Origin of the sequence: Pantoea sp. Sc1, assembly GCF_000255315.1 — a bacterium.
Taxonomy (GTDB): Bacteria; Pseudomonadota; Gammaproteobacteria; order Enterobacterales; family Enterobacteriaceae; genus Pantoea; species Pantoea anthophila.
The window spans coordinates 1,734,931-1,751,194 of the sequence record NZ_AJFP01000001.1 but is presented as its reverse complement, the minus strand read 5'-3'; the positions used below and the strand labels follow the sequence as shown (position 1 = coordinate 1,751,194).

Sequence of the window (16,264 nt, the reverse complement as noted above, 5' to 3'; positions counted from 1 at the left end):
CGCTCTTTGTCCGATGCTGACCACCGGAAGCGGCGACATGCTAACAGAGGCGGCTATGGCAGCCCGGCTTACTCCGCCTGTACACAATCGTAAGATCCGCGTATCCGAATCTGATTCTGGCTGGTTCGGACGATTTCAGCCCTGAGCTCTGCTTTCCCCGCGCGCGTTGTCTGCTCTAAATCAACCATGCCCGGCGCCCGGGCGTTTTTAGCCCGCAGCTTTACCGTTGCGTTTTCGTAATCCCCCTTCTCCTTACTGAACGTCACTTTCTGCGTTTTCGCACGTTCACCATTGACGGAGAACCAGTGATTTTTATCCGCTTTCAGATAGAACGGCCCGCACTGCGTGGCAGCGAAGGCGGGGGCTGACAAGGCGAACAGACAGGCTATCAGGGTAACTCTTTTATTCATAATGCTGGCGTCCTGCTGGAGCGAAGGGAAACAGAGCAGCGATACAGGGGAAACCGTGTTTCCTCCCTCGCCGCCCGGGATGTGAAGGAGTATAGCGAAGGGTGGCGCGATTGCTGATGCCACTGCCCTCAGCCCCACCCTTCTGTGCAGACCTGGGAGGGAGATCCGTTATGTGACCTCAACCTTCACACGCTGCTTTTACCCGTCCAGCCGGTTCAGCTTTGCTACACCTGCATATTGATGATTTCACTTTGAATATTTAGCATATCAGGTTGCTGTACGTTGAGGCGTGGTTTTACAGAGACATACCGCAAGTCACAAACTGCCGTGGTGGTGGTTTTGAGGTGATTTGCGGTATTTTTTTGTGCTACATGTGTGCTACTTCTAAATGGTCGGCCGGTAGGGCTCATGCAAAGCCTTAACCTCAGCTATGACTTTTCCCTGTTCGACAATCCCTTCAGGCCCGTCTCCGTCGATCGTCTCGCCGTCCTGAGTAATTATTCCCGTATTGAACAATCCCCCAACCTGTGGATAGTCTCCGAACTGGAAGCCCACAGATTCCCCTGGCTTTGCGGTGATAGTGTGATCAACAAGCACAAACCCATCCGGCGTCTCAATCAGCATCATGTTGGAAGGATGAGGCATGAGCATATTGTTCAACGCGAGGCGTGGCTCTAAGTAGTCAATGGCCGGAGATGGAAATCCCATGTTAAATGCCCCCGTTCGGGTTGAACTTCTTGTAAGTCTCAGCTTGACCCTCCTGAGCAGACTCGTCCCGGAACGTCGATGTATACGACTTTATCCATTGACTGGTCTCACGCAGGCTCAGGTGCCAGTTGAGCAACTCCAGTTGACGAACAAACTCCTGAGTGGTGACAGTGACGCCACCACCCGGGATGCGCCTTATGGCGTTTACGAATGCGTCTTTAATCTCATAGTCACGCAGCATGACAAATCTTTCTCTGACAAATACTGTGTGGATAAACAGAAATTTCAATCGATGAATTTGATCAAGGCGAGACGGGAAGCAACATTGTAAAGCTGCTGATGGCGCTGAATTTTCAGGCTGTCGGCTTCGGTTGCGAGTGACTAACCTCAAATTACCATCCCGTAGCCTGCTCAGAGAGGCGCGGTTGAATCATTGCCGGGTCGCCGAATTTTTTTATTGCCTCGCGCAAATGATCGATTCCTTGATCATCCCCTATCGCAATGACAAAATCCCGTATCAAAATTTTCAGGTGTCCAAATGGCTAAATTATTTGCCCGCTACATGACGATTGGGGTTCTCAACACGCTGATTCACTGGGTCGTGTTTGCTATCTGTATAAAGAACGGCCAAGCCCAGTCATTGTCAAACTTCATCGCCTTCTGCGTTGCAGTTACGTTTTCCTTTTTCGCCAACGCCAAATGGACTTTCAGCGCTGAGGCCACAACCTTCCGATACATGATGTACGTATTCTTTATGGGCATGGTTGCTACGCTCGTAGGAGGATATGGTGACAGGCTAAAAATAAACCCGATCGTAACGCTAGTGTTGTTCTCAGGTATCAGCCTTGTATGCGGCTTCCTTTATTCGAAATATGTAATATTTAGAGAGAAAGAATGAAAATTTCGTTAGTCGTTCCCGTCTACAATGAAGAAGATGCAATAAGGCATTTTTACAGCGCAGTCAGACAAAAGGAATTCCTGAAACCATACGAAATCGAAATTGTCTTCGTAGATGACGGTAGCACCGATTTCACGGCGCAGCTTATGAAGGATATGCAGGAGGAAGACCCATTAGTCAGGAACGTATTCTTTACCAGGAATTTCGGAAAAGAACCTGCATTATTCGCAGGCATAGAATGTGCAACCGGTGATGCGATCATCCCAATCGATGTTGATTTGCAGGATCCTCTTGAAGTTATCCCTCAGCTTGTAGAGCGCTGGCAATCTGGCGCTGATATGGTTCTGGCAAAGCGTATTGACAGAAGCACTGACGGTCATATGAAGCGTAAGACTGCTGAGTGGTTCTACAGGCTGCACAACAAAATCAGTTCGCCAAAGATTGAGGAAAACGTTGGTGATTTCAGATTGATGTCCCGTGATGTGGTTGAGCATATAAAGACACTGCCTGAAAAAAACCTTTTCATGAAAGGCATTCTGTCTTGGGTTGGCGGAAAAACCGAGATCGTAGAATATGCGCGTGCGGAGCGCGTAGCAGGCACCACAAAGTTCAATGGATGGAAGCTATGGAATCTGGCCTTGGAGGGGATAACCTCCTTCTCAACCGTCCCGCTTCGAATGTGGACGTATATCGGGTTCTGCGTGGCTGCGCTCTCGTTCCTTTACGGTGTCTGGATGATTATCGATAAGCTGGTATGGGGTAACCCGGTAGCAGGCTACCCTTCGATTCTGGTTTCCATACTCTTCCTGGGCGGCATACAGTTGATTGGCATTGGCGTCCTGGGTGAATACATTGGTCGTATTTATACCGAGGTTAAACAGCGACCTCGCTATGTTAAGAAAAAAGAGAGCGAAAAGTGATGAGTAAAGGGAAGTATTACAAGCTTTCACGCTATATCTTCTGGCTTGGTATGGTGATATCAGTTGCGGTTCCGTTCGCATTTTATAAGTCGTTCAACAAAGTAGTTATTGCGAACCCATCAACGCCAACTGCAGACAATACAAATGTAATGTTCAACGTGGATCAGTGTGAGTTTCAACATGGCAGACTAACCATTCGCGGATGGGCAACACTTAAAGAAGGCGTCGGCGATATTATGGTCTTTGCAGAAATTGATGGGAATACCTACAAGTTGCACACTGGTCAGATCAAAAGAGTGGATGTCAGCGCTTACATGAACAAGCCAGGGCTTTACGATAAGTCAGGATTTTCCTCATCAATAAATATTGGCGAGGACGTTAAATCCATCAAAGCTTTCATACAAATTAGCAAAGACAACAATGTATACGTGGTGAAACATGACTGTAAATAACTTAAGGCCATTAAAGATACTTGGCTTTATATACGTTGCAACCATATTGGTTTTCATCGCCATAAGCCTTCACACCTGGGGCGCGGATGATGATAAGTACTTTAGTGATGCGCTGCTGAATCGTAGCCTTTTTGAATTCCTCGATATTCGTTATCATACATGGACAGGAAGAATCCTTATCGAAGGAATTATGGTTCTGACGATTAACCACCCCTGGTTCTTCAAGCTCGTAATCCCACTTTCACTGTGCGTGATGGCAGCATCACTGGTTTCTCTGTCTTCAAGGGGGCGCAAGGTAGGAATGCTCTCTTTCTGCATGTCAATAACCCTTCTGTTGCTCATCAACGGTGACGTCATGGGTGAGGCTGCCTGGTGGGTAACCGGCTCCTACAACTACCTCCAGCCGATTGCTGCAGGGTTACTTTCACTGGCTATATTTTACTATCACAGAAGCGGCCCGGTCTGGACTAAAGCTTTAGCTTTGGTTCTCCTGATCTTCGCATGCTTCAATGAAATTTACTCAATCTTGTTTGCTGTACCGGCAATCGTTGCAATCACGTATGCTCGCAAAGACTATGGTAAGTACAGTGCGATTTACTTTATTGCTGCCGCATTAACAACAGCTTTTGCACTTACGGCACCTGGTAATCGTGAGCGGTTTTATAAAGAAACTTCCCGCTGGTTCCCTGATTTTCCGAATTTCAATATCATTGATAAAGTAGCTCTGGGATTTGACAGGCTCAGCTCACACCTCACTGAACCTAATGTTCTGCTTTTGGTGCTGATGGCTGTTCTCGTTGCCTGCATTCTGCTGCAAAAGAAAAATATCAGTGGCTTGCAAATGCTATGCATGGCTACGCTGGCCTTCAAGTTTGCATTATTCTTTATATTTACCCGATACAGTTATCCGTTGAAAGCCTTTACTCACTTTGAATTTTTGGATTTCGGGAACGTTGCTGATATAAAGTTCTTTTTCCCTTATGTTTTTTCGTTATTTTTATTGTTCACATGCATCTCGCTTATGACCTCAATATGTAACTCAATAGAAGATCTGATAAACATGCCAGTGATTTTCATTTTGGGTATTGCGTCAGTGGTGATGATGGGCTTGAGCCCTACGGTTTATGCTTCAAGTTTTAGGGTTGTATTCATTTTCGACCTATCTGTAATCTATGTAATTATGTATATGGTGTTTAATAAGCTTCCCTCAAAAGATTAGTAAGTTAAGCCCGGAATAGCTCCGGGCTTTTTTTACATCGTTGAAATGATGAAACAGATTAATTCGTCATCCCTGATTCCAAACAGCTCACCTGCGTTACGCATCAACTTTTTCTCACCCGTTGCATGATGCTCAGTAATCTTTGCCATATAAGTAATACAAACACGGCGCGTCCCAACCTGCTCGCCATTTATGATAATTTTTATATTAGCTTTTCCTGTGACTTCCCGTTAAACCTCCATATCCTCATACTCGTTTTCCCATTTGTCATAGCACAGGAAGGCGTACATTTCAGGATCCAGTCCATGCTTAACCAGCACATCACGAACATACTGAGCGCCTAAACTAAAGTAGCAATGGGCTTTGTGAGCACCCCTTTCGGTAATAGCATTCTTAAACCGGAACTTCCGCATCATTCCTTTGATCTCGCTTGCAGCATCTTTCTCTGCATGCTCAAGATTGAGGAATGTCTTGGAAGTCACATCGGACGTGTTGATCGTCCCTGTGCTCGCATACATGATGCTGTAGCGATACTGAGGAAGACCAAGGCTTTTCGTCAACTCATGGCGGGAAGCTGTTAAATTCAACGATGAAGCCAGGCGATAAGTTGATGCTGGTGGCGGCAAGCAGGAAGTTGGTCAGGGAAACAGACCGCAGCAAAATCAGCAGCATCGACCGCAGCAGCAGGCTGGGCCATCTACTTCACCAGCGAACAATGAACCACCGATGGACTTTGACGAAGATATTCAATTCTGATTTAAACCACCAATAAGGCACCGACATGAACCTCACCAAACCTTAGGCGGACTCTGCACGCCCTGATGAAACGCAATCACAGCGTTTGCATCGGCTGGCTATGCAGGACGCACAGCAGCAGATTACCGCCCGGTACGGTGAGCGGTGCCGGACTGAATCACGCACAAAGTAATCACTGGAAGCACGGCGCAGGGAGCGCACCACAAAGGAATACGCACGGCATGCAGCCTTCTATCCGCTGCTGCCACGTATCGTTGTGATGAAGTCTGATGTTTTCTGAAACGACTATCGGACAGAGCTGCGCGGCCGCTTTGGTGCCGTGGTGCAGGATTAGCGCGCATCTAAAAATGTCTTGTATAGGAGATGAAATTGCAGACTCAGGAATACCGGCGTCGTGGCAATCAGTTAACTCTTGGCCGCCTCTGGTCACCCAATGAGATAGGCCTTCAGAAAGAACTCGCGGCGACTAAACCGCTCCTATGAATCCATTCGCCAGCGCGTCAGTTACAGCCAGATAAGATTTCTTGAAGAGCGCAGCAAAGCCATCGATGGCACTAATCCAAATTTATGACTTAAAAACGCTGCTCAATAAACAGTTTTTTTCCTGGTGATGATCGGATGGTGAGAGTAAGGTGGCTGAGTGAAATTACAACCTAAATTATTAAAAATTAAGAGGATTACCATGGGTTATTCTGACCGGGAATTTGAGTTAGCTCATCCAGGTCGATCGCTATCAGGGAGGTGGCGGATTTATGGCTGAAACTCAAAAAGCCTGATTGGGCAAATAGCTCCTATGTCACGACAGAGCGCCGCGTCAGAGTCACACTGGACGTCATAGGCAACGGAAAGGACATCCGATCTGTCATGCAAAAAGACCTGCTCAATCTGCACATTGAACTTCTCAATGGCAGCTACTTTACCGGCAGGAAGATGAATATAGAAAAGAAAGGCAGGACGGCGGCCACAGTCAATGACAGCATGGCAGACCTGAAAGCGATCTTCGCCTTTGCTCATGGCAACGGATATATCGAGGCAAATCCTATGACAGGAATAAAACCTCTCAAAAAATCCAATAAGCGTCCGGATCCGATTACCCGGGAAGAGCACCCTCGCCTCATCGCGGCATGTTCAACACGCAGACGGCGAACATGTGGTCGCTTGCCATCCTGACCGGATTACGCCATGGCGAGATATGCGCTCTGGCCTGGGAGGATGTGGATCTTGAGGCGAAAAAACTGACGGTCAGCCGCAACCTTACGCCACAGGGTCTGTTCACGCCGCCGAAGACAGAAGCAGGTAACCGTGTCATATGCCTGATGGATGCAGCTGTCGAAATTCTGCGTGACCAAAGGGAGCTGACCAGAATGTATCCTCAGACCTCTTTCACTTTTCATACCAGGGAGTATGGCGAGCGAATAGAGGAGCAGAAGACATTCGTCTTTAATCCCAGCGTGAACGCAGTCAACGGGAGGTCGGGAGCATATTACTCAACAGAGTCACTGGGACAGATATGGACCGGCGCACTGAGGCGTGCAGGCCTGCGTCACCGGAAAGCATATCAGTCGCGTCACACGTTCGCATGCTGGGCTCTTTCAGCAGGCGCAAACCCGAACTACGTTGCATCGCAAATGGGTCACTCCGATGCGCAGATGGTGTACCGGGTTTATGGCGCCTGGATGTCAGAGAACAACACGGACCAGCTATCACTCATCAACACGAAAATGAGCGATCTTGTGCTACATACGTGCTTCACCAAAGTGGCAGTATGATAAACTTCAGCATCTTCAGACAGTTACCCGCCTAAACCTGCATGTTCATAATCTCGCTGTACGCAGAGACCAGCTTGTTTCTGACCTGAATCCCCATCTGCATGGAGATAGAAGATTTCTGGAGATCGACCATCACATCATTCAGTGCCACGCCGGGTTTACCCATCTCAAAATCCTGCGCCTGGGTGCGGGCGGTCGTCTGCGTTTCGCTGATCTTATCCAGTGCGGCCTTCATGGTTGCACCAAAGTCGATCTGATTTGTAGCTTCACTGCTGCGGTTGCTGGCCTGCAGTGAGGTGACCTGAAGCTGCTGGAGTACGCCGTCAATAGCCTGAATAGACATGAACGATACCTTATAAAAGAGGGTGGGATTTTTTCTGTGGGCAAAAGTTAACACGTTGTCAATGAGACAAAGGCGCTAAATGACAGCAAAAAACCTACCTTATCCACGCATCGAATTTTGCTTATCACCTAATAATGCCTGGCATTGAAGTGGAAATTTTATCTACGCAGGTCAGGGAGTCTGTTTTGCCATCTCAACTTACCCGGTCAATTACGTCAGGCAGGAATCGGTCATGAATGCGAGTACAGCCGCCACAACAGATCAAGAAAAGAAAGGCTTCGGTGACCTGCTCGCTCGCCTGCGCGCCAATCCGCGTATTCCTCTTATCGTCGCCGCCGCCGCCGTTATCGCGATCGTCATCGCGATGGTGCTGTGGGCAAAGCAGCCCAGCTACAGCGTGCTTTACAACAACCTCTCTGATGAAGATGGCGGGGCTATCGTCACGCAGCTGACGCAGATGAACATCCCCTATCGCTTCGCTGAAAACGGCGGCGCACTGATGGTGCCTGAGGCTAACGTGCACGAGCTGCGTCTGCGTCTGGCTCAGCAGGGTCTGCCGAAAGGCGGCTCGGTGGGGTTTGAACTGCTCGATAAAGAGAAGTTCGGCATCAGCCAGTTCAGCGAGCAGGTTAACTATCAGCGCGCGCTGGAAGGCGAACTGGCCCGCACGATCGAATCACTCGGCCCGGTCAAAAGCGCCCGTGTCCATCTGGCGATGCCAAAACCGACCCTGTTCGTGCGTGAGCAGAAAGCCCCGTCTGCCTCTGTCACCTTAACGCTGCAGCCTGGCCGTGCGCTCGATGAAGGCCAGATTCAGGCCATCGTCCACATGGTCTCCAGCAGCGTCGCCGGTTTACCGCCGGGCAACGTGACGGTCGTTGATCAGACCGGTCGCCTGCTGACCCGCTCCGACTCAGTCGGGCGCGATCTGAATGATGCACAGCTGAAATATGCCTCTGAAGTGGAAGCGCGTTATCAGCAACGTATTGAAGCGATTCTGAACCCTATCGTGGGCCAGGGCAACGTGCATGCGCAGGTCACCGCGCAGATTAACTTCGATACCAGCGAGCAGACTGACGAGAAATATCAGCCTAACGCGAATCCGTCGAATACAGCGATCCGCTCGCGTCAGACCAGCACCAGCGATCAGTCGGGCAGCCCGTATCCGGGTGGCGTGCCGGGCGCACTCTCTAACCAGCCTGCGCCAGCTAACTCAGCGCCGGTCACAACGCCAAATAACACTGCGGCCAATGGCCAGAACGCCAATGGTCAGAATGCTAACGGACAGAACAACGCCGGCCAGACCACCAGCACCGCCACAGCCAGCGCGACGCCGACCAACTCACGTCGTGATGACACCGTGAACTACGAGCTGGACCGCACCATTCGTCATACCAAACTCAACGTGGGTGACGTACAGCGGCTTTCCGTTGCGGTGGTTGTGAACTTCCGTACCGACGACAAAGGCAAAACGGTCGCGCTGAATGAAGCGCAGCTGAAGCAGATTGAAGATCTGACCCGTGAAGCGATGGGTTACTCCCAGACACGTGGCGACAGCATCAACGTGGTGAACTCGCAGTTCAACTCGACTGAGCCGGTGAGCACCGACCTGCCCTTCTGGCAGCAGCAGTCCTTCTTTGATCAGCTGATGAGTGCGGGTAAATGGCTGTTGATTGCACTGGTGGCCTTCATTCTCTACCGCAAGATGGTGCGTCCGCATCTGGTGCGTAAGCAGGCTGCCGAGAAAGCCGCCGCCGAAGCCGTTGCCGCCCGCGCCACGCAGCAGGAAGAAGAGGAAGCCTTTAGTGTGCAGCTCAGCAAAGATGAGCTGGAGCAGGAACGTAAGTCTAACAACCGCATGAGCGCAGAAGTGATGAGTCAACGCATCCGCGACATGTCAGAAAACGATCCGCGCGTTGTTGCGCTGGTGATTCGCGAATGGATGAGTAAAGAGCTATGAGTCTGACCGGAACTGAAAAAAGCGCCATCCTGATGATGACCATTGGCGAAGAGCGCGCCGCGGAAGTGTTTAAACATCTGAACCAGCGCGAAGTACAGCACCTCAGCGCCGCGATGGCCAGCATGCGTCAGGTGTCACACAAGCAGCTGACCGAGATACTGCGTGAGTTCGAAACCGATGCCGAGCAGTTTGCGGCGCTGAGCCTGAACTCCAACGAATACCTGCGCTCGGTGCTGACCCGTGCGCTGGGCGAGGAGCGTGCCGCCAGTCTGCTGGAAGATATTCTCGAAACGCGGGAAACCACCAGCGGGATGGAAACGCTCAACTTTATGGAGCCGCAGGCAGCAGCCGACCTTATCCGCGACGAGCATCCTCAGATCATCGCCACCATCCTGGTTCACCTCAAACGGGGTCAGGCGGCCGATATTCTGGCGCTGTTCGACGAGCGTCTGCGCCACGATGTAATGCTGCGTATCGCGACCTTTGGTGGGGTGCAGCCTGCCGCGCTGGCCGAACTGACCGAAGTGCTGAACGGCCTGCTGGATGGCACCAACCTCAAGCGTGCGAAGATGGGCGGCGTGAGAACCGCAGCCGAGATCATCAACCTGATGAAAACCCAGCAGGAAGAGGCGGTTATCGAAGCCGTGCGCGACTTCGATGGCGAGCTGGCGCAGAAAATTATCGACGAGATGTTCCTGTTCGAAAACCTGGTGGAAGTGGACGACCGCAGTATCCAGCGCCTGTTGCAGGAAGTGGAGTCCGAGCAGCTGCTGGTGGCACTGAAAGGGGCCGAACAGCCGCTGCGCGAGAAGTTCCTCAAAAACATGTCAGCCCGTGCGGCCGACATTCTGCGCGACGATCTGGCCAACCGCGGTCCGGTGCGGATGTCTGCTGTAGAGAACGAACAGAAAGCAATCCTGCTGATTGTTCGCCGCCTGGCCGAATCTGGCGAGATGGTGATTGGTGGTGGCGAGGAAACCTATGTCTGATGCATTTTCTGCCCGCCCGTGGCAGCTGTGGCAGCCTACCGATCTGGGTCGTTTTGATGAGCCTGAACCGGAGGCACTGCCGGAGATCGCTGAATCTGATGACGGCGTTGATGAGCAGCAGCAGCATCTTGAACGTCTGCAGCAGCAGATGCGCAAAGAGGCGCAGGGTCAGGGTTACAACGAAGGCTTTCAGCAGGGCGTCACCGAAGGCCAGAAAGCGGGCTACGACGCCGGTTTTCAGCAGGGTCTGGCCGATGCTCAGCAGCAGCAGGCCCCCCTGCAGGCGCGGATGTCCCAGCTGGTCACCGAGTTTCAGAACACGCTGGAGTCGCTGGACAGCGTCATCGCTGCCCGCCTGATGCAGCTGGCGCTGGAAGCCGCGCGCTCGGTGATTGGCCAGGCCACCACGGTGGATGGCACCGCCCTGCTGCGTCAGATTCAGGGTTTACTGCAACAGGAACCGATGTTCAGCGGCAAACCTCAGCTGCGCGTTCACCCTGACGATCTGCAGCGCATTGAACAGACCCTGGGTCCGACGCTGGATCTGCACGGCTGGCGGTTGATCGCTGACAGCACCCTGCACCCTGGCGGCTGCAAACTCAGCGCGGAAGATGGCGATCTGGATGCCAGCGTCGCGACACGCTGGCAGGAACTCTGCCGCCTCGCCGCACCGGGAGAAATCTGATGACCACCCGTCTGAACCGCTGGCTGGGCTCGCTGGATGCCTTTGAAAAACGCATTTCCCAGGTGCAGCCGGTACGCCGTTATGGCCGTCTGACCCGCGCCACCGGCCTGGTGCTGGAAGCCACAGGCTTACAGCTGCCGCTGGGCGCAACCTGCATCATTGAACGCAACGATGGCAAAAACATCAGCGAAATCGAAAGCGAAGTGGTGGGATTCAACGGTCAGAAGCTGCTGATGATGCCACTGGAAGAGGTGGACGGCATTTTACCCGGCGCGCGGGTCTATGCGCGCCAGAGCGGCGACAATCCGCAGGCGGGCAAACAGCTGATGCTGGGCCCCGAACTGCTGGGCCGCGTACTCGACGGCAGTGGCCGGCCGCTGGATGGTCTGCCATCACCGGATACCGGCTATCGCGCCCCGCTGATCACGCCGCCTTTTAACCCGCTGCAGCGTACGCCGATTACCGACGTACTGGATACCGGCGTGCGTGCCATAAATGCCCTGCTGACGGTGGGTCGCGGGCAGCGTATGGGCCTGTTTGCCGGTTCAGGCGTGGGTAAAAGCGTGCTGCTTGGCATGATGGCGCGCTACACCAAAGCGGACGTGATCGTGGTTGGCCTGATTGGCGAACGTGGTCGCGAAGTTAAAGATTTTATCGAGAACATTCTCGGGGCTGAAGGTCGCGCCCGTTCGGTGGTCATCGCCGCCCCGGCAGACGTTTCACCGCTGCTGCGTATGCAGGGTGCCGCCTACGCGACCCGTATCGCGGAAGATTTTCGCGACCGCGGCAAGCATGTGCTGCTGATTATGGACTCCCTGACCCGCTACGCCATGGCGCAGCGTGAAATTGCCCTGGCGATCGGTGAACCCCCGGCAACCAAAGGCTATCCGCCTTCCGTGTTCGCCAAACTGCCTGCGCTGGTTGAGCGTGCCGGTAACGGTATCGACGGCGGCGGTTCCATCACCGCGTTCTATACCGTCCTGACCGAAGGTGACGATCAGCAGGACCCGATTGCAGACTCCGCGCGTGCGATTCTCGACGGCCATATCGTGCTGTCGCGCCGGCTCGGTGAAGCGGGTCACTATCCGGCCATTGATATTGAAGCGTCGATCAGTCGTGCGATGACCTCGCTGATCGATGAGAACCACTATGCCCAGGTGCGCCAGTTCAAGCAGTTGCTCTCCAGCTTCCAGCGTAACCGCGATCTGGTCAGCGTGGGCGCCTATGCCGCCGGCAGCGACCCGATGCTGGATAAAGCCATCCGGCTCTATCCGCAGATGGAAGCTTTCCTGCAACAGGGCATCTTTGAGCGCAGCGATTATGACGACGCCAGCCTGCATCTCCATGCGCTGTTTGGCGCCTCAACCTGATTAACGCGAGGTAATGGCTATGAAAACGGCAAATGCTATCGATACGCTGCGCGACTTAGCGGAGCAGGATCTCGAACGGGCCGCCATCTATCTGGGCGATATGCGCCGCGGCCAGCATGCCGCCAACGAGCAGCTGACGATGCTGCTCGACTATCAGGATGAATATCGCAACAAACTTAATGATGACATGTCGAGCGGCATTGCCAGCACCCGCTGGACCAACTATCACCAGTTTATTCAGACGCTGGAAAAAGCGATTGAGCAGCACCGTAATCAGCTTAATAACTGGAATCAGCGCCTGGAGCAGGCGCTGATCAACTGGCGTGACAAACAGCAGCGGCTGAACGCCTATCAGACCCTGATCACGCGGGCAGCGGAAAATGCATTACGACAGGAAAACCGTCTCGACCAGAAACGGATGGACGAATTTGCCCAAAGGGCCGCATTGAGGAGAGGCGAATGATTACGCTGCCAAACATTGCCATGAAAGCGACGGCTAAAACCGACGCAGAACCATCAGTCGCAACCGACGCTGCGGCAGGGTCAGATGCCCTGCCACAGGACTTTCTGACCGCGCTGGGAAACCAGCTGCTTGGCCTGGCAAAACAGCAGGGAAAAGCGGCGCAATCCGCTGACGCCAAAGCAGAAATGGCCGATGAGCGTCGACCTGCTTCTCCGCTCAGTGCGCTGCTGGCAACACGGGATAATCCTGCTGCCCTGGCTGCCCTGCTGAAACCGGAAAATATTAAAGCTGGGTCAAAATCAGCCGATGATAAAGAGAGCCTGGACGCGGCATCCTTAAGCGCCAGCGAGCTGCAGAATGTGCAGGCGCTGTTCGCCATGTTGCCGGGTGGGGCCACGGCGACAGCCAGCGCGCCACCGCCCGTCATCAGTGAATCGGGTGAGGTAATCAGCCAGAGCGACGGCGGCCGTAAAATGCTGACCGCGCTGACGCAGATGCTGAACACGACACCGGAGAGCAGCTCATCGCAGAGCACTGCGCCGGGTAAAGATGAGAAGCATGAGATAAAAGGTGCGGCGCTGAACGCGCCTGCGGCGAGCCAGAGCAGCAGCATCGCGCAGAGCAGCAGCACCGCGCAGAGCAGCAACAGCAGCCTGAACCTGGCCTCAGACAGCCATTTCCAGCAGGCACTGAGTGCGATGATGAAGCAGGATGATCAGGCCCCGGCGCACAGCAGCGCCAGCGACACTGGTCTGAACATCAGCGGCCCGATTACGAGCGCCAGCACCCTGCCCGCGCCGGTGACCGCGTCAGCGACCAGCAGCACCCCCTCAACGCCGATGCTGAATGCGCAGCTGGGCAGCGACGAGTGGCAGCAGGCGCTGAGTCAGCAGATTGTGATGTTCAGTCGCAACGGCCAGCAGAACGCGGAGTTGCGTTTACATCCGGAAGACCTCGGCGCTATCCAGATCAGCCTGAAACTGGATAACGACCAGGCACAAATTAGTCTGGTTTCCAGCCACAGCCACGTCAGATCGGCGCTGGAAGCCGCGATACCGCAGCTGCGCAGCGCGCTGGCAGAGAGCGGTATCAACCTGGGCGAGAGTCAGGTGAGCAGTGACAGTTCCGCGCAGAGCCAGAGCTTCCAGAATCAACAGGAGGCGCGCCGCGACGGACAGCATGGCCGCTTCTCCCTCCCCCAGGACAGTGACACCGACATTACGCCGATTGCCGTCCCCGCCGCCCTTCAGGCTCGCGTCAGCGGTAACAGCGCCGTCGACACTTTTGCCTGACAGCGATAAACGCTGAAGGTAAGCGTAAAACCCGCGTCTATTCTGCCCATTGGTTTGACTTAAGACGCGGGATAATCTGTCCCGTGAGCCGAGAGGCTTGCCCATAATTCACAGGAAGTAACTGCAACCATGTCTGATAACGCGAAAGCTAAAGGCCGCAAACGTAAACTCTTAATACCGGTGTTGCTCATTGTGACGCTGGCCGCTTGCAGCGTGGCAGGCTATGCAGTCTGGCGAATGATGAACAAACACGAGGGCGATAAGCCTGAGGTGGCGAAAGTTGAACCGCCTCCCGCTCCGGTCTTTTTTGCACTTGATACATTTACGGTTAACCTGGTCAATCCCGACAACGATCCTGACCGCGTGCTGTACGTAGGCTTTACCCTGCGTCTGGCCGATGAGGATACCCGTCGTCGGATGAATGACTATCTGCCTGAGGTGCGCAGCCGTCTGCTGCTGCTGCTCTCGCGTCAGAGTGCTTCGGCCCTGGCGACAGAGCAGGGAAAACAGGCGCTTGTTGAACAAATCAAACAGGCGCTGACACCTCCGCTGGTGAAAGGTCAACCTCCGCAGGCTGTAAACGACGTGCTGTTTACCGCCTTCATTTTGAGGTGAATCAATGGGCGATAGCATTCTCTCCCAGGCTGAAATTGACGCCCTTTTAAACGGCGACAGTGGCAGCGCGGAAGAAGAAAAGAAACAAAGCGGGCCGGAAGGCGATATTCGTCCTTACGACCCGAACACCCAGCGCCGCGTAGTGCGCGAGCGTTTACAGGCGCTGGAGATCATTAACGAGCGTTTTGCCCGTAGTTTCCGTATGGCGCTGTTTAACCTGCTGCGCCGTAGCCCGGATGTCAGCGTCGGGGCGATCAAGATTCAGCCGTATCATGAGTTTGCCCGCAATCTGCCGGTGCCAACCAACCTGAACCTGATCCACCTGAAACCGCTGCGCGGCACCGCGCTGGTGGTGTTCTCACCCAGCCTGGTCTTTATCGCCGTTGATAACCTGTTTGGTGGCGACGGACGGTTCCCGACTAAGGTCGAGGGCCGTGAGTTCACCCATACCGAGCAGCGGGTTATTCGCCGCATGCTGAAGCTGGCGCTGGATGGTTACAGCGACGCCTGGAAGGCGATTTATCCCCTGGACGTCGAATATGTACGTTCAGAGATGCAGGTAAAGTTCACCAACATTACCACCTCACCGAACGATATCGTGGTTAACACGCCGTTCCAGGTGGAGATTGGTAACCTGGTGGGTGAGTTTAATATCTGCATCCCGTTTTCAATGATTGAACCGCTGCGCGAGCTGCTGGTGAACCCACCGCTCGAAAACTCCCGCCAGGAAGATAACCACTGGCGTGACAACCTGGTAAAACAGGTGCAGCACTCTGAGCTGGAACTGATCGCTCACTTTGCCGAAACCTCGCTGCGTCTGTCACGGATCCTGCAGCTGAAACCCGGCGATGTGCTGCCGATTGAGAAGCCGGAACGCATTATCGCCCATGTCGATAGCGTCCCGGTTTTAACCAGCCAATATGGCACGATGAACGGCCAGTATGCGCTCCGTGTCGAACACCTGATTAACCCGATTTTGAATTCGCTGAACGAGGAACAGCCCCATGACTGACAGTAATAAACCGTCTGACGATATCTCTGCGGACGATCTGTGGGCTGAAGCGATGAATGAGCAGGTCGGCAGCAGCAGCAGCGCGCCGCAAACCGATGACGTCTTTAAGTCATTCGATAGCCCGAATGTGGCAGGCTCACTGCAGGACATCGATCTGATTATGGATATCCCGGTGAAGCTCACCGTGGAACTGGGCCGCACCAAGATGACCATCAAAGAGCTGCTGCGTCTGACGCAGGGTTCCGTGGTGTCACTGGATGGCCTGGCGGGTGAACCGCTTGATATCCTGATTAATGGCTACCTGATCGCTCAGGGTGAAGTCGTGGTCGTGAACGACAAATATGGCGTTCGCATCACGGATATCATCACCCCGTCTGAACGTATGCGTCGTCTGAGTCGCTGA

At 53.5% G+C, this 16,264-nt stretch carries 20 protein-coding genes; 15 read left to right on the top strand and 5 right to left on the bottom strand.

Annotated features, from left to right (window positions below; translation table 11 throughout):
• Nucleotides 1-68 precede the first annotated feature (68 nt).
• The 3 genes from S7A_RS08085 to S7A_RS08075 form a co-directional block, all read right to left on the bottom strand.
• The gene (locus S7A_RS08085) at nt 69-533 is read right to left on the bottom strand and encodes a hypothetical protein (RefSeq protein ID WP_237712309.1); all 465 of its coding nucleotides are present in this window, start codon (nt 531-533) and stop codon (nt 69-71) included.
• Between the two features lie 261 nt (nt 534-794).
• On the bottom strand, nt 795-1,118 hold the full coding sequence (locus S7A_RS08080; protein ID WP_009089583.1) for a phage repressor protein: 324 nt from the start codon (nt 1,116-1,118) through the stop codon (nt 795-797).
• A gap of 1 nt (nt 1,119) precedes the next feature.
• Complete coding sequence (locus S7A_RS08075) at nt 1,120-1,359, bottom strand: hypothetical protein (protein WP_009089582.1); 240 nt, start codon at nt 1,357-1,359, stop codon at nt 1,120-1,122.
• Nucleotides 1,360-1,656: 297 nt separating this feature from the next.
• Between S7A_RS08075 and S7A_RS08070 the strand changes: the two genes are divergently transcribed.
• Genes S7A_RS08070 through S7A_RS08055 form a run of 4 tightly spaced genes read left to right on the top strand, consistent with a single transcriptional unit; the run spans nt 1,657 to nt 4,607 of the window.
• Nucleotides 1,657-2,016: a GtrA family protein gene (locus S7A_RS08070; protein ID WP_009089580.1), complete on the top strand. Its 360-nt coding sequence runs from the start codon at nt 1,657-1,659 to the stop codon at nt 2,014-2,016.
• A complete protein-coding gene (locus S7A_RS08065; protein ID WP_009089579.1) occupies nt 2,013-2,936 on the top strand; it encodes a glycosyltransferase family 2 protein in 924 nt (307 codons plus the stop codon). The genes S7A_RS08070 and S7A_RS08065 overlap by 4 nt, the downstream gene beginning before the upstream one ends.
• Nucleotides 2,936-3,388: a hypothetical protein gene (locus S7A_RS08060; RefSeq protein ID WP_009089576.1), complete on the top strand. Its 453-nt coding sequence runs from the start codon at nt 2,936-2,938 to the stop codon at nt 3,386-3,388. Before S7A_RS08065 ends, S7A_RS08060 begins: the two co-directional genes overlap by 1 nt.
• Complete coding sequence (locus S7A_RS08055; protein ID WP_141629810.1) at nt 3,375-4,607, top strand: DUF6056 family protein; 1,233 nt, start codon at nt 3,375-3,377, stop codon at nt 4,605-4,607. Before S7A_RS08060 ends, S7A_RS08055 begins: the two co-directional genes overlap by 14 nt.
• Nucleotides 4,608-4,837: 230 nt before the next feature.
• Here S7A_RS08055 and S7A_RS08050 read toward each other — a convergent pair whose 3' ends face one another.
• Nucleotides 4,838-5,194 carry a hypothetical protein gene (locus S7A_RS08050; RefSeq protein ID WP_141629809.1) on the bottom strand — a complete coding sequence of 119 codons (357 nt, stop codon included), beginning with the start codon at nt 5,192-5,194 and terminating at the stop codon, nt 4,838-4,840.
• A gap of 910 nt (nt 5,195-6,104) precedes the next feature.
• On the opposite strand from S7A_RS08050, the gene S7A_RS21225 reads away from it, so the two are divergent.
• Nucleotides 6,105-6,533, top strand: coding sequence for a hypothetical protein (locus S7A_RS21225; protein ID WP_050544651.1), 429 nt, complete (start codon nt 6,105-6,107; stop codon nt 6,531-6,533).
• Nucleotides 6,512-7,132, top strand: coding sequence for a site-specific integrase (locus tag S7A_RS21220; protein WP_050544650.1), 621 nt, complete (start codon nt 6,512-6,514; stop codon nt 7,130-7,132). Before S7A_RS21225 ends, S7A_RS21220 begins: the two co-directional genes overlap by 22 nt.
• Nucleotides 7,133-7,163: 31 nt before the next feature.
• Here S7A_RS21220 and fliE read toward each other — a convergent pair whose 3' ends face one another.
• On the bottom strand, nt 7,164-7,475 hold the full coding sequence (gene fliE, locus S7A_RS08040) for a flagellar hook-basal body complex protein FliE (protein WP_009089566.1): 312 nt from the start codon (nt 7,473-7,475) through the stop codon (nt 7,164-7,166).
• Between the two features lie 232 nt (nt 7,476-7,707).
• Here fliE and fliF point away from each other — a divergent pair, with 232 nt between their 5' ends.
• The 9 genes from fliF to fliN all read left to right on the top strand — a co-directional run bounded on the left by fliF (nt 7,708) and on the right by fliN (nt 16,264).
• Nucleotides 7,708-9,435, top strand: coding sequence for a flagellar basal-body MS-ring/collar protein FliF (fliF, locus tag S7A_RS08035; RefSeq protein WP_009089564.1), 1,728 nt, complete (start codon nt 7,708-7,710; stop codon nt 9,433-9,435).
• Nucleotides 9,432-10,424, top strand: a complete 993-nt coding sequence (gene fliG, locus S7A_RS08030; protein WP_009089561.1) for a flagellar motor switch protein FliG — start codon at nt 9,432-9,434, stop codon at nt 10,422-10,424. The genes fliF and fliG overlap by 4 nt, the downstream gene beginning before the upstream one ends.
• Nucleotides 10,417-11,109, top strand: a complete 693-nt coding sequence (fliH, locus tag S7A_RS08025; protein WP_009089560.1) for a flagellar assembly protein FliH — start codon at nt 10,417-10,419, stop codon at nt 11,107-11,109. Before fliG ends, fliH begins: the two co-directional genes overlap by 8 nt.
• A complete protein-coding gene (gene fliI, locus S7A_RS08020) occupies nt 11,109-12,479 on the top strand; it encodes a flagellar protein export ATPase FliI (protein WP_009089558.1) in 1,371 nt (456 codons plus the stop codon). Before fliH ends, fliI begins: the two co-directional genes overlap by 1 nt.
• A gap of 19 nt (nt 12,480-12,498) precedes the next feature.
• Nucleotides 12,499-12,942, top strand: a complete 444-nt coding sequence (gene fliJ / locus S7A_RS08015; RefSeq protein ID WP_009089556.1) for a flagellar export protein FliJ — start codon at nt 12,499-12,501, stop codon at nt 12,940-12,942.
• Nucleotides 12,939-14,234 (top strand): flagellar hook-length control protein FliK, encoded by a 1,296-nt coding sequence (locus S7A_RS08010; protein ID WP_009089554.1) that lies wholly within the window; start codon nt 12,939-12,941, stop codon nt 14,232-14,234. The genes fliJ and S7A_RS08010 overlap by 4 nt, the downstream gene beginning before the upstream one ends.
• Nucleotides 14,235-14,363: 129 nt before the next feature.
• Complete coding sequence (gene fliL, locus S7A_RS08005) at nt 14,364-14,849, top strand: flagellar basal body-associated protein FliL (protein WP_009089553.1); 486 nt, start codon at nt 14,364-14,366, stop codon at nt 14,847-14,849.
• 4 nt (nt 14,850-14,853) lie between these two features.
• Entirely contained in the window at nt 14,854-15,861 is a 1,008-nt protein-coding gene (fliM, locus tag S7A_RS08000; RefSeq protein ID WP_009089551.1) for a flagellar motor switch protein FliM, read from the top strand.
• Nucleotides 15,854-16,264: a flagellar motor switch protein FliN gene (gene fliN / locus S7A_RS07995; protein ID WP_009089549.1), complete on the top strand. Its 411-nt coding sequence runs from the start codon at nt 15,854-15,856 to the stop codon at nt 16,262-16,264. Before fliM ends, fliN begins: the two co-directional genes overlap by 8 nt.